Annotated in this window: 22 protein-coding genes; 13 read left to right on the forward strand and 9 right to left on the reverse strand. The window is 63.0% G+C overall.

Annotation, left to right across the window (positions count from 1 at the left end; genetic code table 11):
• Positions 1-93: 93 nt before the first annotated feature.
• From HH800_RS13645 to trmFO, 5 genes are all read left to right on the forward strand, one after another.
• A complete protein-coding gene (locus HH800_RS13645; protein WP_169861412.1) occupies positions 94-639 on the forward strand; it encodes a GbsR/MarR family transcriptional regulator in 546 nt (181 codons plus the stop codon).
• Between the two features lie 61 nt (positions 640-700).
• Positions 701-1,723 carry an SRPBCC family protein gene (locus HH800_RS13650; protein WP_169861413.1) on the forward strand — a complete coding sequence of 341 codons (1,023 nt, stop codon included), beginning with the start codon at positions 701-703 and terminating at the stop codon, positions 1,721-1,723.
• Between the two features lie 20 nt (positions 1,724-1,743).
• Positions 1,744-2,109, forward strand: a complete 366-nt coding sequence (locus tag HH800_RS13655; RefSeq protein WP_169861414.1) for a hypothetical protein — start codon at positions 1,744-1,746, stop codon at positions 2,107-2,109.
• Positions 2,110-2,161: 52 nt separating this feature from the next.
• A complete protein-coding gene (locus HH800_RS13660; RefSeq protein ID WP_004211806.1) occupies positions 2,162-2,569 on the forward strand; it encodes a hypothetical protein in 408 nt (135 codons plus the stop codon).
• A 123-nt stretch (positions 2,570-2,692) separates the two neighbouring features.
• Positions 2,693-4,039 (forward strand): methylenetetrahydrofolate--tRNA-(uracil(54)-C(5))-methyltransferase (FADH(2)-oxidizing) TrmFO, encoded by a 1,347-nt coding sequence (gene trmFO / locus HH800_RS13665; RefSeq protein WP_169861415.1) that lies wholly within the window; start codon positions 2,693-2,695, stop codon positions 4,037-4,039.
• A 16-nt stretch (positions 4,040-4,055) separates the two neighbouring features.
• On the opposite strand, the gene HH800_RS13670 is transcribed toward trmFO, so the two are convergent.
• Positions 4,056-4,520 carry an EF-hand domain-containing protein gene (locus tag HH800_RS13670; RefSeq protein WP_169861416.1) on the reverse strand — a complete coding sequence of 155 codons (465 nt, stop codon included), beginning with the start codon at positions 4,518-4,520 and terminating at the stop codon, positions 4,056-4,058.
• 45 nt (positions 4,521-4,565) lie between these two features.
• Positions 4,566-5,225: a hypothetical protein gene (locus tag HH800_RS13675; RefSeq protein ID WP_169861417.1), complete on the reverse strand. Its 660-nt coding sequence runs from the start codon at positions 5,223-5,225 to the stop codon at positions 4,566-4,568.
• A 138-nt stretch (positions 5,226-5,363) separates the two neighbouring features.
• Between HH800_RS13675 and HH800_RS13680 the strand changes: the two genes are divergently transcribed.
• From HH800_RS13680 to HH800_RS13690, 3 genes are read left to right on the forward strand one after another with little or no spacing between them, the layout of a single operon-like run.
• Positions 5,364-7,283, forward strand: a complete 1,920-nt coding sequence (locus tag HH800_RS13680; RefSeq protein ID WP_169861418.1) for a pilus assembly protein — start codon at positions 5,364-5,366, stop codon at positions 7,281-7,283.
• A complete protein-coding gene (locus HH800_RS13685) occupies positions 7,283-7,876 on the forward strand; it encodes a TadE/TadG family type IV pilus assembly protein (RefSeq protein WP_169861419.1) in 594 nt (197 codons plus the stop codon). The genes HH800_RS13680 and HH800_RS13685 overlap by 1 nt, the downstream gene beginning before the upstream one ends.
• Positions 7,873-8,544, forward strand: coding sequence for a TadE/TadG family type IV pilus assembly protein (locus HH800_RS13690; protein ID WP_169861420.1), 672 nt, complete (start codon positions 7,873-7,875; stop codon positions 8,542-8,544). Before HH800_RS13685 ends, HH800_RS13690 begins: the two co-directional genes overlap by 4 nt.
• Positions 8,545-8,608: 64 nt before the next feature.
• On the opposite strand, the gene HH800_RS13695 is transcribed toward HH800_RS13690, so the two are convergent.
• From HH800_RS13695 to eno, 4 genes are all read right to left on the reverse strand, one after another.
• Entirely contained in the window at positions 8,609-9,976 is a 1,368-nt protein-coding gene (locus tag HH800_RS13695; RefSeq protein ID WP_004211797.1) for a pyruvate dehydrogenase complex E1 component subunit beta, read from the reverse strand.
• Positions 9,976-11,049, reverse strand: a complete 1,074-nt coding sequence (gene pdhA / locus HH800_RS13700) for a pyruvate dehydrogenase (acetyl-transferring) E1 component subunit alpha (protein WP_004211796.1) — start codon at positions 11,047-11,049, stop codon at positions 9,976-9,978. The genes HH800_RS13695 and pdhA overlap by 1 nt, the downstream gene beginning before the upstream one ends.
• Before the next feature lie 231 nt (positions 11,050-11,280).
• Positions 11,281-11,592: an FtsB family cell division protein gene (locus tag HH800_RS13705; RefSeq protein ID WP_004211795.1), complete on the reverse strand. Its 312-nt coding sequence runs from the start codon at positions 11,590-11,592 to the stop codon at positions 11,281-11,283.
• 90 nt (positions 11,593-11,682) lie between these two features.
• Positions 11,683-12,957 (reverse strand): phosphopyruvate hydratase, encoded by a 1,275-nt coding sequence (gene eno, locus HH800_RS13710; protein WP_037521021.1) that lies wholly within the window; start codon positions 12,955-12,957, stop codon positions 11,683-11,685.
• 226 nt (positions 12,958-13,183) lie between these two features.
• Between eno and HH800_RS13715 the strand changes: the two genes are divergently transcribed.
• The 5 genes from HH800_RS13715 to HH800_RS13735 all read left to right on the forward strand — a co-directional run bounded on the left by HH800_RS13715 (position 13,184) and on the right by HH800_RS13735 (position 15,521).
• Positions 13,184-13,789 (forward strand): hypothetical protein, encoded by a 606-nt coding sequence (locus tag HH800_RS13715; protein ID WP_037507498.1) that lies wholly within the window; start codon positions 13,184-13,186, stop codon positions 13,787-13,789.
• Positions 13,790-13,854: 65 nt separating this feature from the next.
• Positions 13,855-14,229 carry a phage holin family protein gene (locus HH800_RS13720; RefSeq protein ID WP_097382636.1) on the forward strand — a complete coding sequence of 125 codons (375 nt, stop codon included), beginning with the start codon at positions 13,855-13,857 and terminating at the stop codon, positions 14,227-14,229.
• Positions 14,226-14,549: a hypothetical protein gene (locus HH800_RS13725; RefSeq protein WP_169861421.1), complete on the forward strand. Its 324-nt coding sequence runs from the start codon at positions 14,226-14,228 to the stop codon at positions 14,547-14,549. Before HH800_RS13720 ends, HH800_RS13725 begins: the two co-directional genes overlap by 4 nt.
• On the forward strand, positions 14,542-15,195 hold the full coding sequence (locus HH800_RS13730) for a hypothetical protein (protein WP_004211790.1): 654 nt from the start codon (positions 14,542-14,544) through the stop codon (positions 15,193-15,195). The genes HH800_RS13725 and HH800_RS13730 overlap by 8 nt, the downstream gene beginning before the upstream one ends.
• 104 nt (positions 15,196-15,299) lie before the next feature.
• Complete coding sequence (locus HH800_RS13735) at positions 15,300-15,521, forward strand: DUF4170 domain-containing protein (RefSeq protein WP_004211788.1); 222 nt, start codon at positions 15,300-15,302, stop codon at positions 15,519-15,521.
• A 63-nt stretch (positions 15,522-15,584) separates the two neighbouring features.
• Here the strand turns inward: HH800_RS13735 and HH800_RS13740 are convergent, their stop codons facing one another.
• The 3 genes from HH800_RS13740 to carB all read right to left on the reverse strand — a co-directional run bounded on the left by HH800_RS13740 (position 15,585) and on the right by carB (position 20,142).
• The gene (locus tag HH800_RS13740; RefSeq protein WP_069335868.1) at positions 15,585-16,244 is read right to left on the reverse strand and encodes a rhomboid family intramembrane serine protease; all 660 of its coding nucleotides are present in this window, start codon (positions 16,242-16,244) and stop codon (positions 15,585-15,587) included.
• Between the two features lie 4 nt (positions 16,245-16,248).
• Positions 16,249-16,725 carry a transcription elongation factor GreA gene (greA, locus tag HH800_RS13745; protein WP_004211784.1) on the reverse strand — a complete coding sequence of 159 codons (477 nt, stop codon included), beginning with the start codon at positions 16,723-16,725 and terminating at the stop codon, positions 16,249-16,251.
• Between the two features lie 81 nt (positions 16,726-16,806).
• On the reverse strand, positions 16,807-20,142 hold the full coding sequence (gene carB, locus HH800_RS13750; RefSeq protein WP_010337195.1) for a carbamoyl-phosphate synthase large subunit: 3,336 nt from the start codon (positions 20,140-20,142) through the stop codon (positions 16,807-16,809).
• Between the last annotated feature and the right edge of the window lie 2 nt (positions 20,143-20,144).

Consider the following 20,144-nt stretch of genomic DNA (forward strand, 5'->3'; position numbering starts at 1 on the left):
TCGACGGATTTCGGCGATTTTTCCTCCGCCGTCACCGCCCCCTTGCCCGACTCACCTCATTCCGTTATTTCTGTTTTTACAGAAAGGAATGTCATGCCACTTCTCGACCATCCCGATGCCAAGGCATTCCTGCTCCACTGGGGCGAGATGGGCACCCAATGGGGCGTCAACCGGTCGGTCAGCCAGGTCCATGCGCTCCTCTATCTGTCGGACCATCCCCTGCCCGCCGACGAGATTGTCGACCAGCTCGGCCTTGCCCGCTCCAATGTCTCGACCGCGCTCAAGGAACTGCAATCCTATGCGATCGTCCGCCGCGTCCATGTGGAGGGCGACCGGCGCGACCATTTCGTCGCGGAAACCGATCTGTGGGAAATGCTCACCCGCATCGCTGCCGAGCGCAAGCGGCGCGAGATCGATCCGACCATTGCCCTGCTGAACGACCTCGCCCAGCGCCTCGCCAAGGATGAAAGCTGCCCGCCCCATGTGCGCGAACGCATCACCCGCATGCATGAATTCATGTCGACCCTCGGCAACTGGTATGAGCAGGTCAACAAGCTGCCCAAGTCGACCCTGATCGCCCTCATGAAGCTCGGCAACAAGGTCGCCCGCTTCATCCCCACCGGCAAGAACAAGGACTAGCCGCTGCTGATCGATGCGCCCTGACGCCCGATCGCGCCCAGCTATTTCGGAGTTTACAGAAATGTCTGACACAAACGACGAAAATCCCGATCCCATCGCCCCGCCCACCCGCACCGGATCGGCCCCGCTGCGCATCGCCTCGGCCGTCGCGCTGGCCATGGCTTTTGCGATTGGCGTCTATCTGCTGCTCGACGCCACCCGCGTGAACGGTCTCGTCAGCTTCACCTTCCTTCTGCTCCTGCCCGCAGCGCTCACCGCCTTCGTTGCCTATGTCGGCGATCCCTGGGCGGAGCGGTCGCGCCGCTATTATATGACGATGCCGCTCTGGCTGCTGGGCGCGACCATCCTCCTGTCCGTACCGGTGCTGAAGGAAGGAGTGATCTGCATCGTCATGCTCGCCCCGCTGTGGATCGCCAGCGGCCTGGCAGGCGCCTATGCCACCTACCGGCTGCGCGGTCGCGCTGGCGATCGTGGCACCAGCTATTGCATGGCCCTGCTCGCCATGCCGCTGATCGCGATGCAGGTCGAACCGATGATCCCCCTGCCCGACGCCACCGCCACGGTCAGCCGCTCGATCATCGTCGAGGCCAGTCCGGACCGGATCTGGCCACTGCTGCGCGGCATTCCCGATGTCCGGCCGGGCGATGGCACATGGACCTTCACCCAGGATGTGCTGGGCGTACCCCGGCCGCTCGGCGCGCATATGCTGGGTGACGGGATCGGCGCGGTCCGCATGGCCGACTGGGGCCGGCAGGTGCGGTTTCGCGAGCATATCATCGACTGGCAACCGGGCCGCAGCATCGGCTGGCGCTTCGATTTTCGCGGGCTCGACGCCTGGCAATTCACCGACCGGCACCTGATGCCCGACAGCGCCTATTTCAAGGTGACGACCGGCGGCTATCGCATGGAACCGGCCGGCCCCGGCCGCACCCGCGTCATCATCGACACCCATTATTGGATGCAGACCCCGGTCAATGGCTATTCCCGGCTGTGGGGCGAAATCTTCCTGGGCGACATCGAAAAGAACCTGCTCGCCCTCGTCAAGCAGCGCGCCGAACGGCCGGTCGCGCCCGCCATCCTCTGACTGCCAAAAGGAGATGAACCATGGTTGAAACCGCCTATGCCCTCTATCTGGTCATCACGCTCGCCATCACCATCTGGGTCGCGCGCACCCTGTCTAAAAATGGCGAAGTCTTCCTGACCCAATGTTTCGGCCATGATGCGCAACTGGCCCGGTCGACCAACCATCTGCTCGTCGTCGGCTTCTACCTCGTCAACATCGGCTTCATCACCCTGACGCTCAGCCTGGGGAAGGAACCGACCAGCTATGCCGAAACGATCCGCTTCCTCAGCGCCAAGATCGGCCTCGCCGTGCTCGGCGGAATGCATTTCTTCAACATGGGCGCGATCGCCCATTTCGGTCGCAAGGTGAATGGCTGGCTGCACGACGGCCATACCCAGGCTGCCTGATCGCCAGCCGGGGGGGGTGTGCCCCGTCCTTCCCCCTTTCCGGGAGGTTCCGATGTCCCATGCCGATCCTGCCCATCTTCGCGGCGCCGGCCGCGCGATCCTGACCGCCGGCCCGCTGTTCATGACGCTCTATCTGGCCGCCGATCTCTATCGCCGCATACCCGATGCCATTACGGTGGATCTGGGCATCCTCATCATCCTGCCCCTCATATTGCTCTTCGCGTTGATCTTCGGCCCCTTGGTTGCCGCCATCCCGATCATCATCGGGACGACGTCGATGCGCGTCCTGGCATATCATTGCCCCCTTTTTGCCCCCCGCGCCTTCTGGTTGCTCGCCGGTGCCGCCATCGGCTTCGGCGTGGCTTATGGCTGCGACCTACTGGGGGAAGTCCCCGATTTGAGCTTTGCCCTGATCGCCACCAGCGGCCTCAGCGGCTGGCTGGCCTACACGCCGGAATAGTATTTCCGCGCCCCTGTCCTATTGGATCATGGCCCGCTATACTGATTGCATCTCATAACAATATGTCCCACTGGCGTTCGGAAATTGCCGAATGTGCGGGAAAAGTGCGAAGTTAAGCGAAATATGTCCAATCATCAGATCCATGTCATCGGCGGCGGCCTCGCCGGTTCGGAAGCCGCCTGGCAGCTTGCCCAGGCCGGTATCAAGGTCCGCCTGTCGGAAATGCGCGGGACCGGGGAGATGACCCCGGCGCACCAGACCGACGGCCTTGCCGAACTGGTCTGCTCCAACAGTTTCCGTTCCGATGACGCGGACAAGAATGCCGTGGGCCTGCTGCATCAGGAAATGCGCCGCCTCGGCTCGCTGATCATGGACCGCGCCGAACCGGCCAAGGTGCCGGCCGGCTCCGCCCTGGCGGTCGACCGCCATGTCTTTTCCGACGGCGTCACCCGTGCGCTGGCCGAACATCCCAATGTCGAGATCGTGCGCGAACGGATCGACACGCTGCCCACCGAAGGCATGACCATCGTCGCCACCGGGCCGCTGACCGCCGCGGCGCTCGCCAGCAGCATCGGCGAAGCGGCCGGCATGGAGCATCTCGCCTTCTTCGACGCGATCGCGCCGGTCATCCATTTCGACAGCATCGACATGGAAGAATGCTGGATGGCCAATCGCTGGGACAAGATCGGCCCCGGCGGTGGCGAGGGCAAGGACTATATCAACTGCCCGATGAACAAGGAGCAGTATCAGGCCTTTGTCCAGGGGCTGCTCGACGGCGAGAAGACCGAGTTCAAGCAATGGGAGTCGAGCACCCCCTATTTCGAGGGCTGCATGCCGATCGAGGTGATGGCCTCGCGCGGGCCGGAAACGCTGCGCCACGGCCCGATGAAGCCGATGGGGCTGGACAATCCCAAGACCGGCCGCTGGCCCTATGCCGTGGTCCAGCTGCGCCAGGACAATGCGTCGGGCACCTTGTGGAACATGGTCGGCTTCCAGACCAAGCTGAAGCATGGCGCGCAGGTCGAACTGTTCCGCACCATTCCGGGCCTTGAAAAGGCGGAGTTCGCGCGGCTGGGCGGGCTGCACCGCAACACCTTCATCCAGAGCCCCAAGCTGCTCGATCCGACGCTGCGCCTGAAAAGCGCGCCGCATATCCGCTTCGCCGGGCAGATGACCGGGTGCGAGGGCTATGTCGAGAGCGCTGCCATCGGCCTCATCGCCGGGCGTTTCGCTGCGGCCGAGATATTGGGCCAGGAATTGGCGCCGCCGCCCGCCGACACGGCACTGGGCGCGCTGCTCGGCCATGTCACCGGCAATGTCGAGACCGCCGACTATCAGCCGATGAACGTCAATTTCGGCCTGTTCCCGACGCTCGACGACGTCAAGAAGAAGCAGCGCAAGGAAGCCTATACCGCCCGCGCCCGCGCCTCCTTCGGTCGCTGGCTGGGTGAGGTGGTGGAACCAGCCTGATCCTTCCGGGACAGGCTCAGCATTTGCAGCGCGGTTTCGCCGCCCGCTTCGGCGCGGTGGTGGCGAACTCGGCCGGGGTCAGCTTGCCATCCTTGTCGGCATCGGCCCCGGCAAAACGATCCGCGGTGGCCACCGCCCATTCCTCGAACGACAGGAGATTATCCTTGTTCGTATCGAGCTGTTTGAACGCGGCGGTTCGGCTGCCCAGCATCTCGATCCGGCTGATGATGCCGTCGCGATTGCGGTCATAACGGGCAAAGCGCTTTTCCTCGCGGCTCTGCGGACTGGCCTCGCCGGGCATCGGCGGCGGCTCGCCTACCGCATCGGGATCGCCTTCGGGCAGGGCTTCGTTGGCTGGCGGTGGCGGTGGCGCGAGCAAAGCCTTGGGCGGCGGCTCGTTGGTCGCCCGCCCCTGCCACCAGAACAGGCCGGCCGCGACCAGCAGCAACGCCCCCATGCCACCTGCCAGCAACCGTCCCATCGCCCGCTCCCCACTTCGTGACGGCAGCGAACCTATCGCGATCGACTAGCGCCCGACAAGCGCGATCCGCATCAGCCGCCAGGCCATGTTCCGCGTCAGCCCGACCGGCGCCCGCTGTCCCCGCTCGACATCATGCCGCGCCAGCAGATAGGCGATGCGCAGCGGCTTCCACGCCTTGGGCCACACCGGATCACCAACCTGCGGCAACAGGTCGCGGGCCAGCCCAATGGCCGCATCCGCCAGTGCTTCGTCGCCGCTATGGGCGGACAGATCCCACAAGGCCCAGACCTTGCCCGCCGCGATCAGCCAGTCGGGCGCATCGGCTACATCGGCCAATGCCTGGAACAGCCCGCCGCCGCGGCCGGCGGCATAGTCGCGCAGGCCAGTGAGATCGATCTCCGGCTCCACCACCAGCACTTCCCAACCGTCGAGCATCGCCGGGATACCGGGCGCGTCCAGCGCACCGATCGCGCGCAGCCAGTCGACCACCGGTTCGCCCTGCCCCTTGACGCCCGCCTCGTCCGTGACGACGCCCAGCCACCAGGCAAGGCGCATCTGCCCGATCGCCGCATCGCTGGTGGTTCGCGCAATTTGCGCAAAGCGCTGATCCAGCGCCCAGAGCGCACGATGCCGCTCGGCAAAGCGCCCCGCATGCCCGGAAAGCAGGCGCGCCAGCGGCGCCAGATCGTCAGTGCGATCCATCATTTCGATCCCGATCTAAAAATGGCTTATCAATCCTTTAACCAGACTTCGCATAGAGACCCTAACCAGTCCCGTTGCATGGCCGACGATGGCCCTGTCCAGAGTTCTGGGGGAAACGGGCGACATGGGTGAATGCGGAACATGGGCAAGCAGATCAAGCGCGCGATGACATTCCTCGGCCGGCTTCGGCGCAACCAGGCGGGCAACACGCTCGCCATGGTGGCCGCGGCCGTCATTCCCCTTGCCGGCCTGATCGGCGGCGGCGTGGACATGAGCCGCGCCTATATGGTCCGCGCGCGCATGCAGCAAGCCTGTGACGCCGCAGCACTGGCGGGGCGCCGTGCGATGACCGCTTCATCCATGACCGATGCCAACAAGGCCGAGGCGAAGAAATTCTTCGATTTCAACTTCCCGCAGCAGACCTTCGGCGCCGCAAAGTTCGACCCGGTTATCCAAAGCAAACCCGGCGAGACGACGACTGTCCAGGTGTCGGCCGCGACCACCATCCCGACCACCATCATGCGCATCTTCGGCGTTCAGACATTGTCGCTGGCCGTGAACTGCGATTCCCGTTTCGACATCGGGAATACGGATGTGATGCTGGTGCTGGATACCACCGGGTCAATGGCAGATTCCATTTCCAATGGCTCAGGAGGCACGGTTGTAAAGCTCACCGCCCTGCAGCAGGCGGTAAGAGATTTCTACGATACGCTAGGTCCTGGCTCCGACAGCAGTGGTCGCATCCGCTACGGCTTCATGCCCTATAGCTCCACTGTGAATGTTGGTTACCAATTGCCCACCAGCGCGGTACTCGGAGGCACGGCCGGCGAGACATGGACTTATAACAGCCGCTATGCGTGGTATTACTGGGAAAACACGTCGACGGACACGACCTGCTACAAGCGCAATGGCTCAAACACCTGCTACACATCAGCCCAGAATGCGATCAATGGATCAGGTGGGACCAATCTGAACGGGACCGACTGCTCCAACTGGCAGAATGCCTCCGCGAGCACAAGCGGCAGCGCGCCCAGCAACACCACACGGACCGTCTACAGCTATGGCGGCTGGAACAACAGCACGTCGAACGCCCCATCGGGCAGCACCGCGCGCGTGTGCGTGCGCAAAGAGCTGACAACAACCAAGACCTACTTCACCTCAACCACTCCCGGTCCGGGGCGCACCCGTTACACCAATTGGACCTACACCAACGTAGCGTTCAACATGAGCGACTTCATCAAGGGCGAACCCATCCAGAATCCCGCCTTTGAGTGGGGCACCAACGCGACATGGTCTGGCTGTATCGAGGAACGCGATACGGACAGCACCATTAACGCAAATTCGTCGACTTCTTCCATTCCAACGACAGCCTTTGATCTTCAGATCGATACGGCACCGACGACGACTGCTACAAAATGGCGCCCATTTTGGCCTGATGTCGAATACACACGCGGCGGCTCTTGGCTCAACAGTTCGAACAACATCAGCAACGGCTATGTCGCCTGCCCCAGCCAGGCACGTAGGCTGACCTCTTACGCCAGCCGCACCGCCATTCCGGACGGTCAAACCAGCAGCTATGACAGCTATGTCGACAGTCTGGTTGCAGTTGGCGGCACCTATCACACCATTGGTATGATGTGGGGCGCGCGCTTCCTGTCGCCGACCGGAATCTTCGCATCGGATAACGCCAACGCGCCCAACGGCTTCAACATTTCGCGTCACATCGTGTTCATGACCGACGGCGTCATGCAAGCCTACAACAATGTCTACGGTGCCTGGGGATATCAGACACTCGATCAGCGCGACGGTCCCGCCGGCGCTTCCAATGACGACCTGACGGCCATTCACAACCGTCGCCTGGAAATGATGTGCAACGCAATCAAGTCCAAGGGGATCACCATCTGGGTGATCGGATTCAGCAATTCGAACGTGATGAGCACTCCTTTGCAGAATTGCGCCAGCAGCGCCAATCATTGGAGCATGAACTATTCCGCAGCGCAGTTGAAAACGACCTTCCAGAACATCGCCAAGAATATTGGCGGCTTGCGGTTGTCCAACTGATGCGCTGGCCGTTTCACCTCCCCGGTGATCTACAGCGTGATCAACGTGGCGCGACGCTGATGGAGTTCGGCCTGATCGTCACGCCGCTCTGCCTGTTCATCATGGGCGTCGGCGACTTGGGCTATCAGTCCTATCTGCGCTCGGTGACCCAGGGTGTGCTCGACAGAGCCGCTCGCGCGGCATCGGTCGGGACACTCAACAGCACCCAGATCGACGCCTATATCGATGCGCAGATGCAGGCGATCAACAGCAAGAACGGCTCCACTTCGGTGACCAAGAAGAGCTATTACAATTTCTCACGCGTCGGGAAGCCTGAAAAGATCACCACGGATACGGCACCGCTTGGCAGCTTCAACACGGGCGATTGCTTCGAGGATTCCAATGGTAATGGCAGTTACGACAGCAGCGCCGGCTCTACGGGCCTTGGTGGAGCTGATGATATCGTCTTCTATCAGGTAACCGTGTCCATGCCCCGCCTGTTCCCGATGGCCAAACTGCTGGGCTGGAGTGCAACCCAGACCGCCACGGCCAACGCCACCATCCGCAACCAGCCCTGGTCCAACCAGGCAACATTGCCGATCATCTGCACATGAAACCGATCCGCCTTTCCCTCGCGCGCTGGGCGCGCCATCTGCGCGACGACCAGTCGGGCCTGGCCCTTATTGAGTTTGCCTATTCCTTGCCGGTGCTGATGGTGTTGTCGATGGGTGGGCTGGAAATCGCCAATCTGGCGACCGCCCATATGCGCGTCAGCCAGATCGCGATGCTGGTCGCCGACAATGCCTCCCGCGAGCGAACCTCGATCGATGAGTCCGACATCAACGAGATTTTTACCGGCGCGGAATTGGCCGGTGCCAACCTCAAGAACTTCAAGGCAAACACCCGCATCTTCCTGTCCGATCTGGAACCCAACAACCAGACGGGCAGCAATGCGGGCCAGTATATTCGTTGGCAGCGCTGCTGGGGCAATGGCAGCTTCACCTCCAGTTATGGCAAGGCGGGGGATGGCACCAGCGACGCCACCCTGAAGGACGGCATGGGACCAGGCACAACGGCAGCGACCAAGATCGCCTCCGGCAGCGGAACGGCAGTCATGTTCGTGGAAGTGGCCTATACCTATCAGCCGCTGATCTCAGACAGCCTCTTCGGCAGCAAGACGATCCGCTACACCAGCGCATTCAACGTCCGCGAACGCACGGACCAGGCGATGAAGAATGCGGGCAGCCTGCCCAACAGCCAGATCGCCTCCTGCCCTGCCTGACCGCAAGCGGACAATGAACCGATAGAAAAAGGGGCGATCCGATCGGACCGCCCCTTTTCCCTTCTTACTTGTAGCAGACCTTCTTGGCCGCTTCGACCACGCGGGCCGCGTCGATCAGCGCCAGCTTTTCGAGGTTGGCGGCATAAGGCAGCGGCACATCCTCGTTGGTGACGCGCAGGACCGGGGCGTCGAGATCGTCGAAGCCCTTTTCCATCACGACCGCGGCGATTTCCGACGCGATCGAGCAGGTCGGCCAGCCTTCTTCCACCACCACCAGGCGGTTGGTCTTCTTGAGGCTCTCCAGCACGGTCGCGGTGTCGAGCGGACGCAGCGTGCGCAGGTCGATTACTTCCGCATCGATGCCCTCGGCAGCAAGCTGCTCGGCCGCGTCGAGCGCCAGGCCCACGCCGATCGAGTAGCTGACCAGGGTGACGTCCTTGCCCGGACGCATGATGCGCGCCTTGCCGATCGGCAGGACATAATCGTCAACCTTGGGCACGTCGAAGCTGCGACCGTAGAGAAGTTCATTCTCCAGGAACACGACCGGGTCGGTCGAGCGGATCGCGGCCTTCAGCAGACCCTTGGCGTCGGCCGCGTCATAGGGCGCGATGACGATCAGGCCGGGAACGGCGGCATACCAGGGACCATAGTTCTGGCTGTGCTGCGCGCCGACGCGGCTGGCCGCACCGTTGGGACCACGGAACACGATCGGGCAGCGCATCTGGCCACCGGACATATAGTTGGTCTTAGCAGCCGAGTTGATGATGTGGTCGATCGCCTGCATGGCGAAGTTGAACGTCATGAACTCGATCACTGGACGCAGGCCACCCATGGCCGCGCCCGAACCGATGCCGGCAAAGCCATATTCGGTGATCGGCGTGTCGATGACGCGCTTGGGACCGAATTCGTCGAGCAGGCCCTGGGTCACCTTGTAGGCGCCCTGATATTCGGCGACTTCCTCGCCCATCACGAAGACGCGCGGGTCCGACCGCATTTCCTCGGCCATGGCGTCGCGCAGCGCTTCGCGCACGGTGGTCTTGACGAACTCGGTGCCGGCCGGAAGGTCCGGATCCTGCACGGTCGCCTTGGCTTCCGACGCCAGCTTGGAGGTGCCGCTTTCCGCCTTCTTGGGCGCTTCTTCGGCCTTGGGGGCTTCAGCCTTCGGTGCAGGTGCCGGAGCAGCCTCGCCGCCCTCGCCCGCCATCGTCGCGATCACGGTGCCGACCTTCACCCCTTCGGTGCCTTCGGCAATCACGATCTGGCCGATCTTGCCTTCGTCGACGGCTTCGAATTCCATCGTCGCCTTGTCGGTCTCGATCTCGGCGAGGATGTCGCCGGACTTCACTTCATCGCCTTCCTTCACCAGCCACTTGGCCAGCGTGCCCTCTTCCATCGTCGGCGAGAGCGCCGGCATCTTGATTTCGATACCCATTAATATTGCTCCACCAGCACGTCGGTATAGAGTTCATGCATCTCAGGTTCGGGCGAGGTTTCGGCGAAATCGGCCGCTTCGGCGACGATCTTGCGGATATCCTGATCGATGACCTTGATCTCGTCCTCGCTGACGCCGGCATCGATCAGATATTTCTTCACGCCCTCAATCGGGTCGCTGTTGTCGCGCACGGCCTGAACCTCGTCACGCGAACGATATTTGGCCGGGTCGGACATGGAGTGACCGCGATAACGGTAGGTTTTCATTTCCAGCAGGATCGGGCCATTGCCGCCCTGGACCCACTTGAGCGCTTCCTCGGTCGCACCGCGCACCGCCAGAACGTCCATACCGTCGACCTGGATGCCGGGGATGCGGAAGCTCTCGCCACGGCGATAAAGCTGGTCTTCCGACGAGGCGCGATTGACGCTGGTGCCCATGGCATATTGGTTGTTCTCGATCACGAAGATGATCGGGAGCTTCCACAGCTCGGCCATGTTGAACGATTCGTAGACCTGGCCCTGGTTGGCCGCGCCGTCGCCGAAATAGGCAACGCACACGCCGCCATCATCATTATATTTGTGCGCGAAGGCCAGACCCGCGCCGAGCGACACCTGGGCGCCGACGATGCCGTGGCCGCCATAGAATTTATGCTCGACGCTGAACATGTGCATCGAACCGCCCTTGCCACGCGAAATGCCGGCTTCGCGGCCGGTCAGTTCGGCCATGATGACCTTGGGATCGATGCCATAGGCGAGCATGTGACCATGGTCGCGATAGCCGGTGATCACGCTGTCCTTGCCGGGCTTGAGCGCCGACTGGATGCCGACCGCAACCGCTTCCTGGCCGATATAGAGGTGACAGAAGCCGCCGATGAAACCCAGACCATAGAGCTGGCCGGCCTTTTCCTCGAAGCGGCGGATCAGAACCATCTGCCGATAGAATTCCAGCAGCTCTTCCTTGCTGGCCTTGTAGTCGGTGGGCGTTTCGGGGCGCGGACGATTATGGTCCGCACCGGCCGGCACTGCGGCCTTTGCCTTTGCGCTGTCGGCGCGCGGCGTGGTTGGTTTCGCCAAGGCTATTATCCTTTTGCGTGGGTAGGATGGAAGGAAGCCCGATATGCGTCAGAGTTGCATAGATTGCAACGGCGGACCCCACGGAATCCCGGCATAATGAATGTGCCGAGTGCAAAAACGACAATCCATGACAACGCTGTCGAAAACGGGTCACGAACGGCTGGCAACAAAATGTTGCCGCGACATGATTTTACCAAATAAATGGAAAGCGCACGCCGTCGGGAGTGCGGATCAGTTCAGCGGAACGATCACTTCGTCATGGTGAATCACGCCGAGCTGGCGACGGATCAGCTCATCCGACAGATCGGGATCAACGCGGCGCGGATTGAGCAGATCGACCCGGTTGCGCAGCTCCTGGCGATGCAGTTGGACGATTTTGAGTTCAGCCTTCGCATCGCGCAGCTGGCGCGAATAATCGCCCCAGGCAAGCACGCCATTGGAGCCCAGCACCACATAGCCGGCGAAGAACAGCAGCAACAGCACCGCGATTGCCGGCCCGAGGGCCGACATCAATAGCATGCGGAGCTTCGCGATATGCGCCATGAATCGCTTGAATCACAGGATTCGACCGGTCGCAAGCAAAAACATGCCCGATGCGACCAGCCGAATCCCTAACCTGAAATCAGCCGTGGATCAGCGGAAGATCGAACGACCGGCATAGACCGCCATGTCGCCCAGTTCTTCCTCGATGCGGATCAGTTGATTATACTTGGCAAGCCGGTCCGAACGGGCGAGCGAGCCGGTCTTGATCTGACCGCAATTGGTGGCGACGGCGAGGTCGGCGATGGTCGAATCCTCGGTCTCGCCCGAACGGTGCGACATGACCGCCGTGTAGCGGGCACGGTGCGCCATATCGACGGCGGCGAGCGTTTCCGACAGCGTGCCGATCTGGTTGACCTTCACCAGCAGCGAGTTGGCCAGCCCCTTGCCAATGCCCATCGACAGGCGAGCCGGGTTGGTGACGAACAGATCGTCGCCGACCAGCTGGACCTTGTCACCGATCTTGTCGGTCAGCGCCTTCCAGCCCTCGAAATCATCCTCGCTCATGCCGTCTTCGATCGACTTGATCGGATAGTCGGCAGCCAGCGCGGCGAGATAGTCGGCCATTTCGACCGGCGAAAGCGACAGGCCTTCGCCCGAAATCTCATATTTGCCGTTCTTGAAGAATTCGGTCGCGGCGCAGTCCAGCGCCAGCACGACATCGTCACCGGGCTTGTAGCCGGCCTTTTCGACCGACAGCATGATGAAGTCGAGCGCATCGCGGGTCGAGGCGATGTTGGGGGCAAAGCCGCCCTCGTCACCGACCGAGGTGGCCAGGCCCTTGTCGTGCAGGCCCTTCTTGAGGGTGTGGAAGATTTCCGAACCGATGCGCACGGCGTCGGCGATGCTCTCCGCACCGACCGGCATGATCATGAATTCCTGGAAGTCGATCGGGTTGTCGGCATGCTCGCCGCCGTTGATGATGTTCATCATCGGCACCGGCAGGACATGCGACGACACGCCGCCGACATAGCGATAGAGCGGCAGGCCGCGCGCGTCGGCAGCAGCCTTGGCGGTGGCGAGCGACACGCCCAGGATCGCGTTGGCGCCCAGGCGCGACTTGTTCTCGGTGCCGTCGAGCGCGATCATTGCGGCATCGACTTCGCCCTGGTCCTCGGCATCGAGACCGATGAGCTGCTCGGCAATCTCGTCATTGACGGCGGCGACGGCCTGAAGCACGCCCTTGCCCAGATATTTGCTCTTGTCGCCGTCGCGCTTTTCGACCGCCTCATAGGCACCGGTCGACGCACCCGAGGGCACGGCGGCGCGGCCGAAGCTGCCATCTTCCAGCATCACATCGACTTCGACGGTCGGATTGCCGCGGCTGTCGAGAATCTGGCGGGCGTGAATATCGAGAATGGCGGTCATGATCGCTCCCTGATCTGGGCCCGGACACGCGCCGGGCGGCCTTTTCGCGGCCCCGCTTAGCCAGCAGCCCCAAACTTGGCAATCCGGGGGACTTGCCATCGGACAAAAAATGCCGATGCTCAAAATAGTAACGGCGCCGGAACTGTAGGCCGCCGCCAAGCATTAGGATCATGACAGCCCGCCTCGCGCGGGACCATGAGGTTGAGCTTTAGGGAGACTTTGGACAATGGCCGACACCCCGGAAACCCCGCCCGTCAAGCGCGCGAAGAAGGCGGTTGCCGCCAAGGCGAAGCCGGCGTCGACCAAGGCCTCCACCCCGGCCGTCAAGGCCGCGCCGGTGAAGAAGGCCGCCACCCGCAAGGCGCCCGCAAAGCCCGGAAACGGGGCAGCCCATGGCTGGTCCGCACAGATTGCGCCGATCAAGGCGCAGGCCGAAAAGGCCGCCAAGGCCGCAACCGACAAGATCAATTCGGTCGACTGGAAGGCGCATATCGACCCGATCAAGGAACAGGCCGGCAAGACCGCAAAGTCTGCGGCGAGCAGTGCCAAGGACAAGACCGGTTCGGCGATGCAGAGCCTGTCGAAGCTGATTGCGGACACCGCCGGCACGGTCGATGCGAAGCTGGGCCCGCAATATGGCGACTATGCCCGCCAGGCAGCGGAATCGGTGGCCAGTGCCGCAGATACGCTGGACAGCAAGGATGTCGACCAGCTGATGACCGAGGCGCGTGATTTCGTGCGCAAGAGCCCGGCCGTTGCCATCGGCGCGGCCGCCGTGGTCGGCTTCGTGCTGATGCGCCTGGCCAAGGGATCGTCCGACAGCGACGCCTGACGAACGCAAGACAGGATTATCGTGACGGCTAACCGCAGGCCCCGGTTGACGGGGCGGAGGGGCAATTGACGCAGGAACCAGCGGATACGGTGGCAACGCCGCAGACCGAGGGGAATGAGGGGTCTGTCCGCGCGACATTCGCCCGCCTCTACACCGATGGCCGCGCCTATGCGCAGGCGGAGGTCGAGCGCCAGAAGCTGCGCGCCGGCATTGCTGGCGCCGGCATCCGCAATGCCGCGATCCTGGGGATCGTGGCCCTGATGCTGCTGTTCGCCGCGATCGTGACCCTGTTGATCGGGTTGGTGATTGCGCTGTCCGCGATGATCGGGCCGCTCTGGGCAACGCTGGCGGTGTTCGGCGGCGCCGTACTGATCGCCGTCCTGCTGCTGCTGCTGGCCAAGGGACAGATCAGCCATATGTTGAAGACGATCAAGTCATGAGCCGGGAACAGGCCTATCTCGAAGCGACCGAACGCGCGGCGCATCTGCGCAGCAAGGCGGTCCTGAGCCTTGCCGATGCCCAGGCGCGTATCGCGCCCGATCGGCTGAAGGCCGATGCCGAGGCCAAGATCACGGCGACTGCGCTCGACGGCGTCGCCTATGTCGGTGCCAAAGTGCGCCAGCGGCCGGTTGCCACCGGCGCCGCCGCAACAGGCATCGTCCTGTTTCTCTTCCGCCGCCCCCTCACGGCACTTTTCGGACGCCTGTTCGTTCGACTGAGGAACCGTAACACGGAAATTTCGGAGATTGATGATGGCTGACATCCGCGCCCAACTGACCCGCGTCCGCGAAGCGGCCAATGACGCTGCCGGCAGCGCAACCGACATGATCAAGGACAGCACCGGCAAGGCGCGCGAAAGCGCCGGCGAACTGATCCAGACCGGCAAGGACAAGGCGAGCGAAGCCTATGGCGACGCGCGCGACCGGGGCCAGCGGGTCGCTGCCCGCGCCAACGAGATCATTCAGGAACATCCGGTGGCGGCAGTCGCTGGCGCGGTCGCGGCCGGCGCAGTCATCGCTTGGATGTTCCCCAAGAGCCGGAAGGTGATGAAGGCGCTGCCGGGCCTGGCCGCCACCGCCGGCGCGCGCGTGCTGGAGGCGGCCGCCACCGCCCGCACGGCCGCGAGCGAGAATAGCGAGTCGCTGCGCCACAATGCGGGCGAAGCGCTGGCCAGTGCGCGGGACAATGCTGGCGAAGTGCTCAGCAAGGCCCGCGAAACGGCAAGCCATGCGCTGTCGAGCGCCAAGGAAAGCGCCAGCGACACCGCTGCAGCGGCCCGTGACGCTGCGGCATCGGCCGATCTTGGCGGCAAGGCATCGAAGCTAGCGGACGAACTGGTCGCGCTCGTCTCCACCCGCGTCGAGGCGCTGGGCGACGCGATCAAGGCGCGATTGCCGAAAAGCTAATCGCGATTGCCGCAAACGCAATCGACACAAAGGCCGCTTTCCTTGGCGGATCGCAGGGACGATGCTAAGGCACCGCGATCAGTCAAAGGAGAACATATAACGCCATGAGCAAGATGCATCTGGTGATGGGCGGCCGCGTAACCAACCCGCAGACGCTGGAATTCCAGGACCTGAGCAAGGTCGACCTGGTTGGCGTCTTCCCCGACTATGCCTCGGCCGAAAAGGCCTGGCGCGGCGCGGCGCAGCGCACCGTCGATGACGCCGAAATGCGTTATGTGATTGTCCATCTGCACCGCTTGCTGGAGCCTGAGCTGCCGGCAGCCTGATGGCCTGTTTCGGGCGAGACCGGATCATGCCCCGGTTTCGCCCGAACACAGTTTATCGAACGATCAATTGATAGCCTGGGGCCGTTTGCGGAACCGCCAGCGCAGCAAGGGCCGGGTCAAGGCCAGCCCTGCAAGGAAGCCGCCGATATGCGCGGCAATCGCGATCTGACCCAGATCGCCCAATCCCCCCGCCGTCGCCACGCCGATCATCAACTGGATCGCGATCCAGGCGGCTGCCAGCCACAGCACCCGCACGAAATTGGCCGACAACGGCCCGATCCGCCGCACCTGTTGCTGGCTGTAAAGCAGCGCATAGGTGGCGATGATCGCGGAAATCGCGCCGCTCGCCCCGACCATCGGATTGATCGATTCCGGCGTGATCGCCCATTGCGCGAAGCAGGCGGCATAGGCACCGACGACATAGAGGATCAGCGTGCCGGTGCGGCCCAGCACATGCTCGACCTGCCGCCCGCAGAAAAGCAGCATCAGCAGGTTGAAGGCGATATGCAGCCAGCCGGCATGGACGAAGGTGCAACTGAGCGGCGTCAGCCACCAGGGCACCGCCGCCATGCCGTCCAGCAGGCCGGGATTGCCAATGCGGGCGGGCATGAACCCGCCCAGCAAGGCCGCATTGTCGATCTGCCCGGTTGCGAGCAGCAACAGGAACAGGACGAACGTGACCAGCGCGATCGCGTTGGTCGTGCGTCCGGCAGGCAGTTTCACGGGATCAGATGAACGCGATCTTGTCGACCAGGTAGAATTTGTCGCCCGACGGGACCGACACTTCCACCTCGTCACCGACCTCGCGGCCGATCAGCGCACGGCCCAGCGGGCTGTTATAGCTGATCATGCCCGCCTTGGCATCCGCCTCGGCCTGGCCCACGATCTGATATTTGACCGGCTTGTCGTCCTCGTCCAGCAGGGTCACGGTCGCGCCGAACACGATCTTGTTACCCGACAGGGTGGTCGGATCGATGATCTGGGCGCGCGACAGCTTGTCTTCCAGGTCGGAAATCGTTGCCTCGACCTGCCCCTGCCGTTCCTTGGCGGCGTGATATTCGGCATTTTCCGACAGGTCGCCGTGGGCACGAGCTTCCTCGATGGCGTCCACGATCAGAGGGCGCTCGGCCTTCAGTTCGCGGAGCTGCGCATTGAGCTTGTCATAGCCCACCTGCAGCATCGGCATCTTCTCGACGGTCGCCATTATTGCAAATCCTTCGTCAAAACTTCCCTTTGGCGGCGCCGAACGTGGCGCCACCCGCAGCATGCTTCCTGGTGAAGGGGATCAGGCGTGCGACCCAGGATAATAGGACTGGAGCGAGCGCACTTCAAGGGCGCGGTCCCGCAAAGCCTCGATTGCGTCCGCCGCAGCGACGCTGGCGGTCGCGGTGGTGAAACTTGCAATCTTTGCGCGTAGAGCACTGGTGCGGATCGCCTTGCTGTCCTTCAGGGACTGCCAGCCTTCGGTGGTGTTGAAGATCAGCTGCACGTCGCCATCGGTGATCCGGTCGACGATGTGCGGACGGCCTTCGGCCACCTTGTTCACATGCTCGACGGCGATCCCCTGCCCTTCCAGATAGGTGGCGGTGCCGCCGGTCGCGATGATGGTGAAACCCATGCCCGCCAGCTTCTGCACCGCTGGCAGGATCACCGGCTTGTCGCTGTCCTTGACCGACACGAAGACGGTGCCGCTGGTCGGCAGCACGGTGCCCGCACCCAGCTGCGCCTTGGCGAAGGCAGTGGCGAAATTGCTGTCGATGCCCATGACTTCGCCGGTGCTCTTCATTTCCGGCGAGAGCACGGGGTCGACGCCCGGGAAGCGGTTGAACGGGAAGACGGCTTCCTTGACCGCGACATGGTCGATCGCGTTGCGATCGATCTTGGGCAGATCCTTGATCTTCTCACCGGCCATGACGCGCGAGGCGATCTTGGCGATCGGGGTGCCGATCGCCTTGGCGACGAAGGGCACGGTCCGGCTGGCGCGCGGATTGACCTCGATCAGATAGACAATGCCATCCTTGACCGCGAACTGGATGTTCATCAGGCCACGGACCGACAGGGCACGGGCCAGCACTTCGGTCTGACGCTCGATCTCGGCAATCACCTCGTCCGACAGGCTGTAGGGCGGCAGCGAGCAGGCCGAGTCACCGGAGTGAACGCCGGCTTCCTCAATATGCTGCAACACGCCGGCGACGACCACATCGTCGCCGTCACACAGCGCGTCGACGTCCACCTCGACCGCATCACGCAGATACTGGTCGATCAGCACCGGAGAGTCGCCCGACACCTGCACGGCGGTGGTGATATATTCTTCGAGCTGGGCCTGGCCGTCGACGATTTCCATGGCGCGGCCGCCAAGGACGTAGGAAGGACGCATCAGAACCGGATAGCCGATACGATTGGCGACCGCGATCGCCTCCTCGCGGCTGCGGGCAATGCCGTTGGCCGGCTGGCGCAGCTTCAGCTTGTCGATCAGCGCAGCGAAACGCTCGCGATCCTCGGCCAGGTCGATCGCGTCCGGGCTAGTGCCCAGGATCGGGATGCCGGCATCTTCCAGCGCCTGCGCGAGCTTGAGCGGCGTCTGGCCGCCAAACTGCACCAGCACGCCGGCCAGCGTCCCCTTCGACATTTCGACATGCAGGATTTCCAGCACGTCTTCGGCCGTCAGCGGCTCGAAATAGAGGCGGTCGGACGTGTCATAGTCGGTCGACACGGTTTCCGGGTTGCAGTTGACCATGATCGTCTCATAGCCGGCTTCGCTCAGCGCAAAGCAGGCATGGACGCAGCAATAGTCGAACTCGATGCCCTGACCGATGCGGTTGGGACCACCGCCCAGGATGACGACCTTCTTGCGATCGCTGGGCTGCGCCTCATTCTCCGGCTCACCGAAGATCGGGGCTTCATAGGTCGAATACATGTAGGGCGTCTTCGCCTCGAACTCGGCGGCGCAGGTGTCGATGCGCTTGAACACCGGACGCACACCCAGCTTGTGGCGCAGGCTGCGCACTTCATCCTCGGTCACGCCGCCGGTCATGGCGACGACAGCATCGTGGATCAGGCCGCTGCCGCGCGCGACGCCGCGCTCATTGCCGCGCAGATTGGCGGACTTGAGCGCCAGCCAGGCGAGACGCTTGTCGGAAAAGCCCATGGCCTTGAGCCGGCGCATGCCATCCGCATCGCGCGGCAGGCCATGTTCCAGCACCTCATTCTCGGCCTCGACGATTTCCTTCAGGCGCTCCAGGAACCAGGGGTCGAACTTGGCGATATTGTGGATTTCCGCGACGGTCAGACCTTCACGAAGGGCTTGCGCGGCGACCAGCAGACGATCGGGCGTCGGCTGTGCCAGGGCGGCGATGATGTCGTCCTTGGGCGCGCCGACCAGATGATCGACCTGGTTGAAGCCGGACAGGCCGGTTTCCAGACCGCGCAGCGCCTTCTGCATCGATTCATGGATGTTGCGGCCGATCGCCATGACTTCGCCGACCGACTTCATGGCGGTGCCCAGCAGCGGCTCGGCGCCCTTGAACTTTTCAAAGGCGAAGCGCGGGATCTTGGTCACGACATAGTCGATGGTCGGCTCGAACGAGGCCGGGGTCGCGCCGGTAATGTCATTCTCGATCTCGTCGAGCGTGTAGCCGACGGCCAGCTTCGCAGCGACCTTGGCGATCGGGAAGCCGGTCGCCTTCGACGCGAGCGCCGAAGAGCGCGACACGCGCGGGTTCATCTCGATGACGACCAGGCGGCCATCCTTGGGATTGACCGCGAACTGGACGTTGGAACCGCCGGTTTCGACGCCGATCTCGCGCAGCACCGCCAGGCTGGCGTTGCGCATGATCTGATATTCCTTGTCGGTCAGCGTCAGCGCCGGCGCGACGGTGATGGAGTCGCCGGTATGGACGCCCATCGGATCGACATTCTCGATCGAACAGATGATGATGGAATTGTCGTTGCGATCGCGCACGACTTCCATCTCATATTCCTTCCAGCCGAGGAGCGATTCCTCGATCAGGACTTCGGTGGTCGGCGAGGCATCTAGGCCGCCGCGGACGATGTTCATGAACTCGTCGCGATTATAGGCAATGCCGCCGCCGGTGCCGCCCATGGTGAAGCTGGGACGGATGATCGAGGGAAGGCCGGTGAACTCCAGCGCTTCCATCGCCTCTTCCATGGTGTGGGCGATGCGCGAGCGGGCCGATTCCAGGCCGATCTTGTCCATGGCATCGCGGAACTTGATCCGGTCCTCCGCCTTGTCGATGGCTTCAGCGTCGGCGCCGATCATCTGGACGCCATATTTCTCCAGCGTGCCGTCGTTGAACAGCGCCAGCGCGGTGTTCAGCGCGGTCTGGCCACCCATCGTCGGCAGCACCGCATCGGGCCGCTCCTTCTCGATGATCTTCGCCACGATTTCGGGCGTGATCGGCTCGACATAGGTCGCGTCGGCAAATTCCGGGTCGGTCATGATGGTGGCCGGGTTGGAATTCACCAGGATGATGCGATAGCCCTCTTCCTTCAGCGCCTTGACCGCCTGCGTGCCCGAATAATCGAACTCGCACGCCTGGCCGATGATGATCGGACCAGCGCCGATGATGAGGATGGAGGAGATGTCTGTGCGCTTGGGCATTA

Origin of the sequence: Sphingobium yanoikuyae, from assembly GCF_013001025.1 — a bacterium.
GTDB lineage: Bacteria > Pseudomonadota > Alphaproteobacteria > Sphingomonadales > Sphingomonadaceae > Sphingobium > Sphingobium yanoikuyae_A.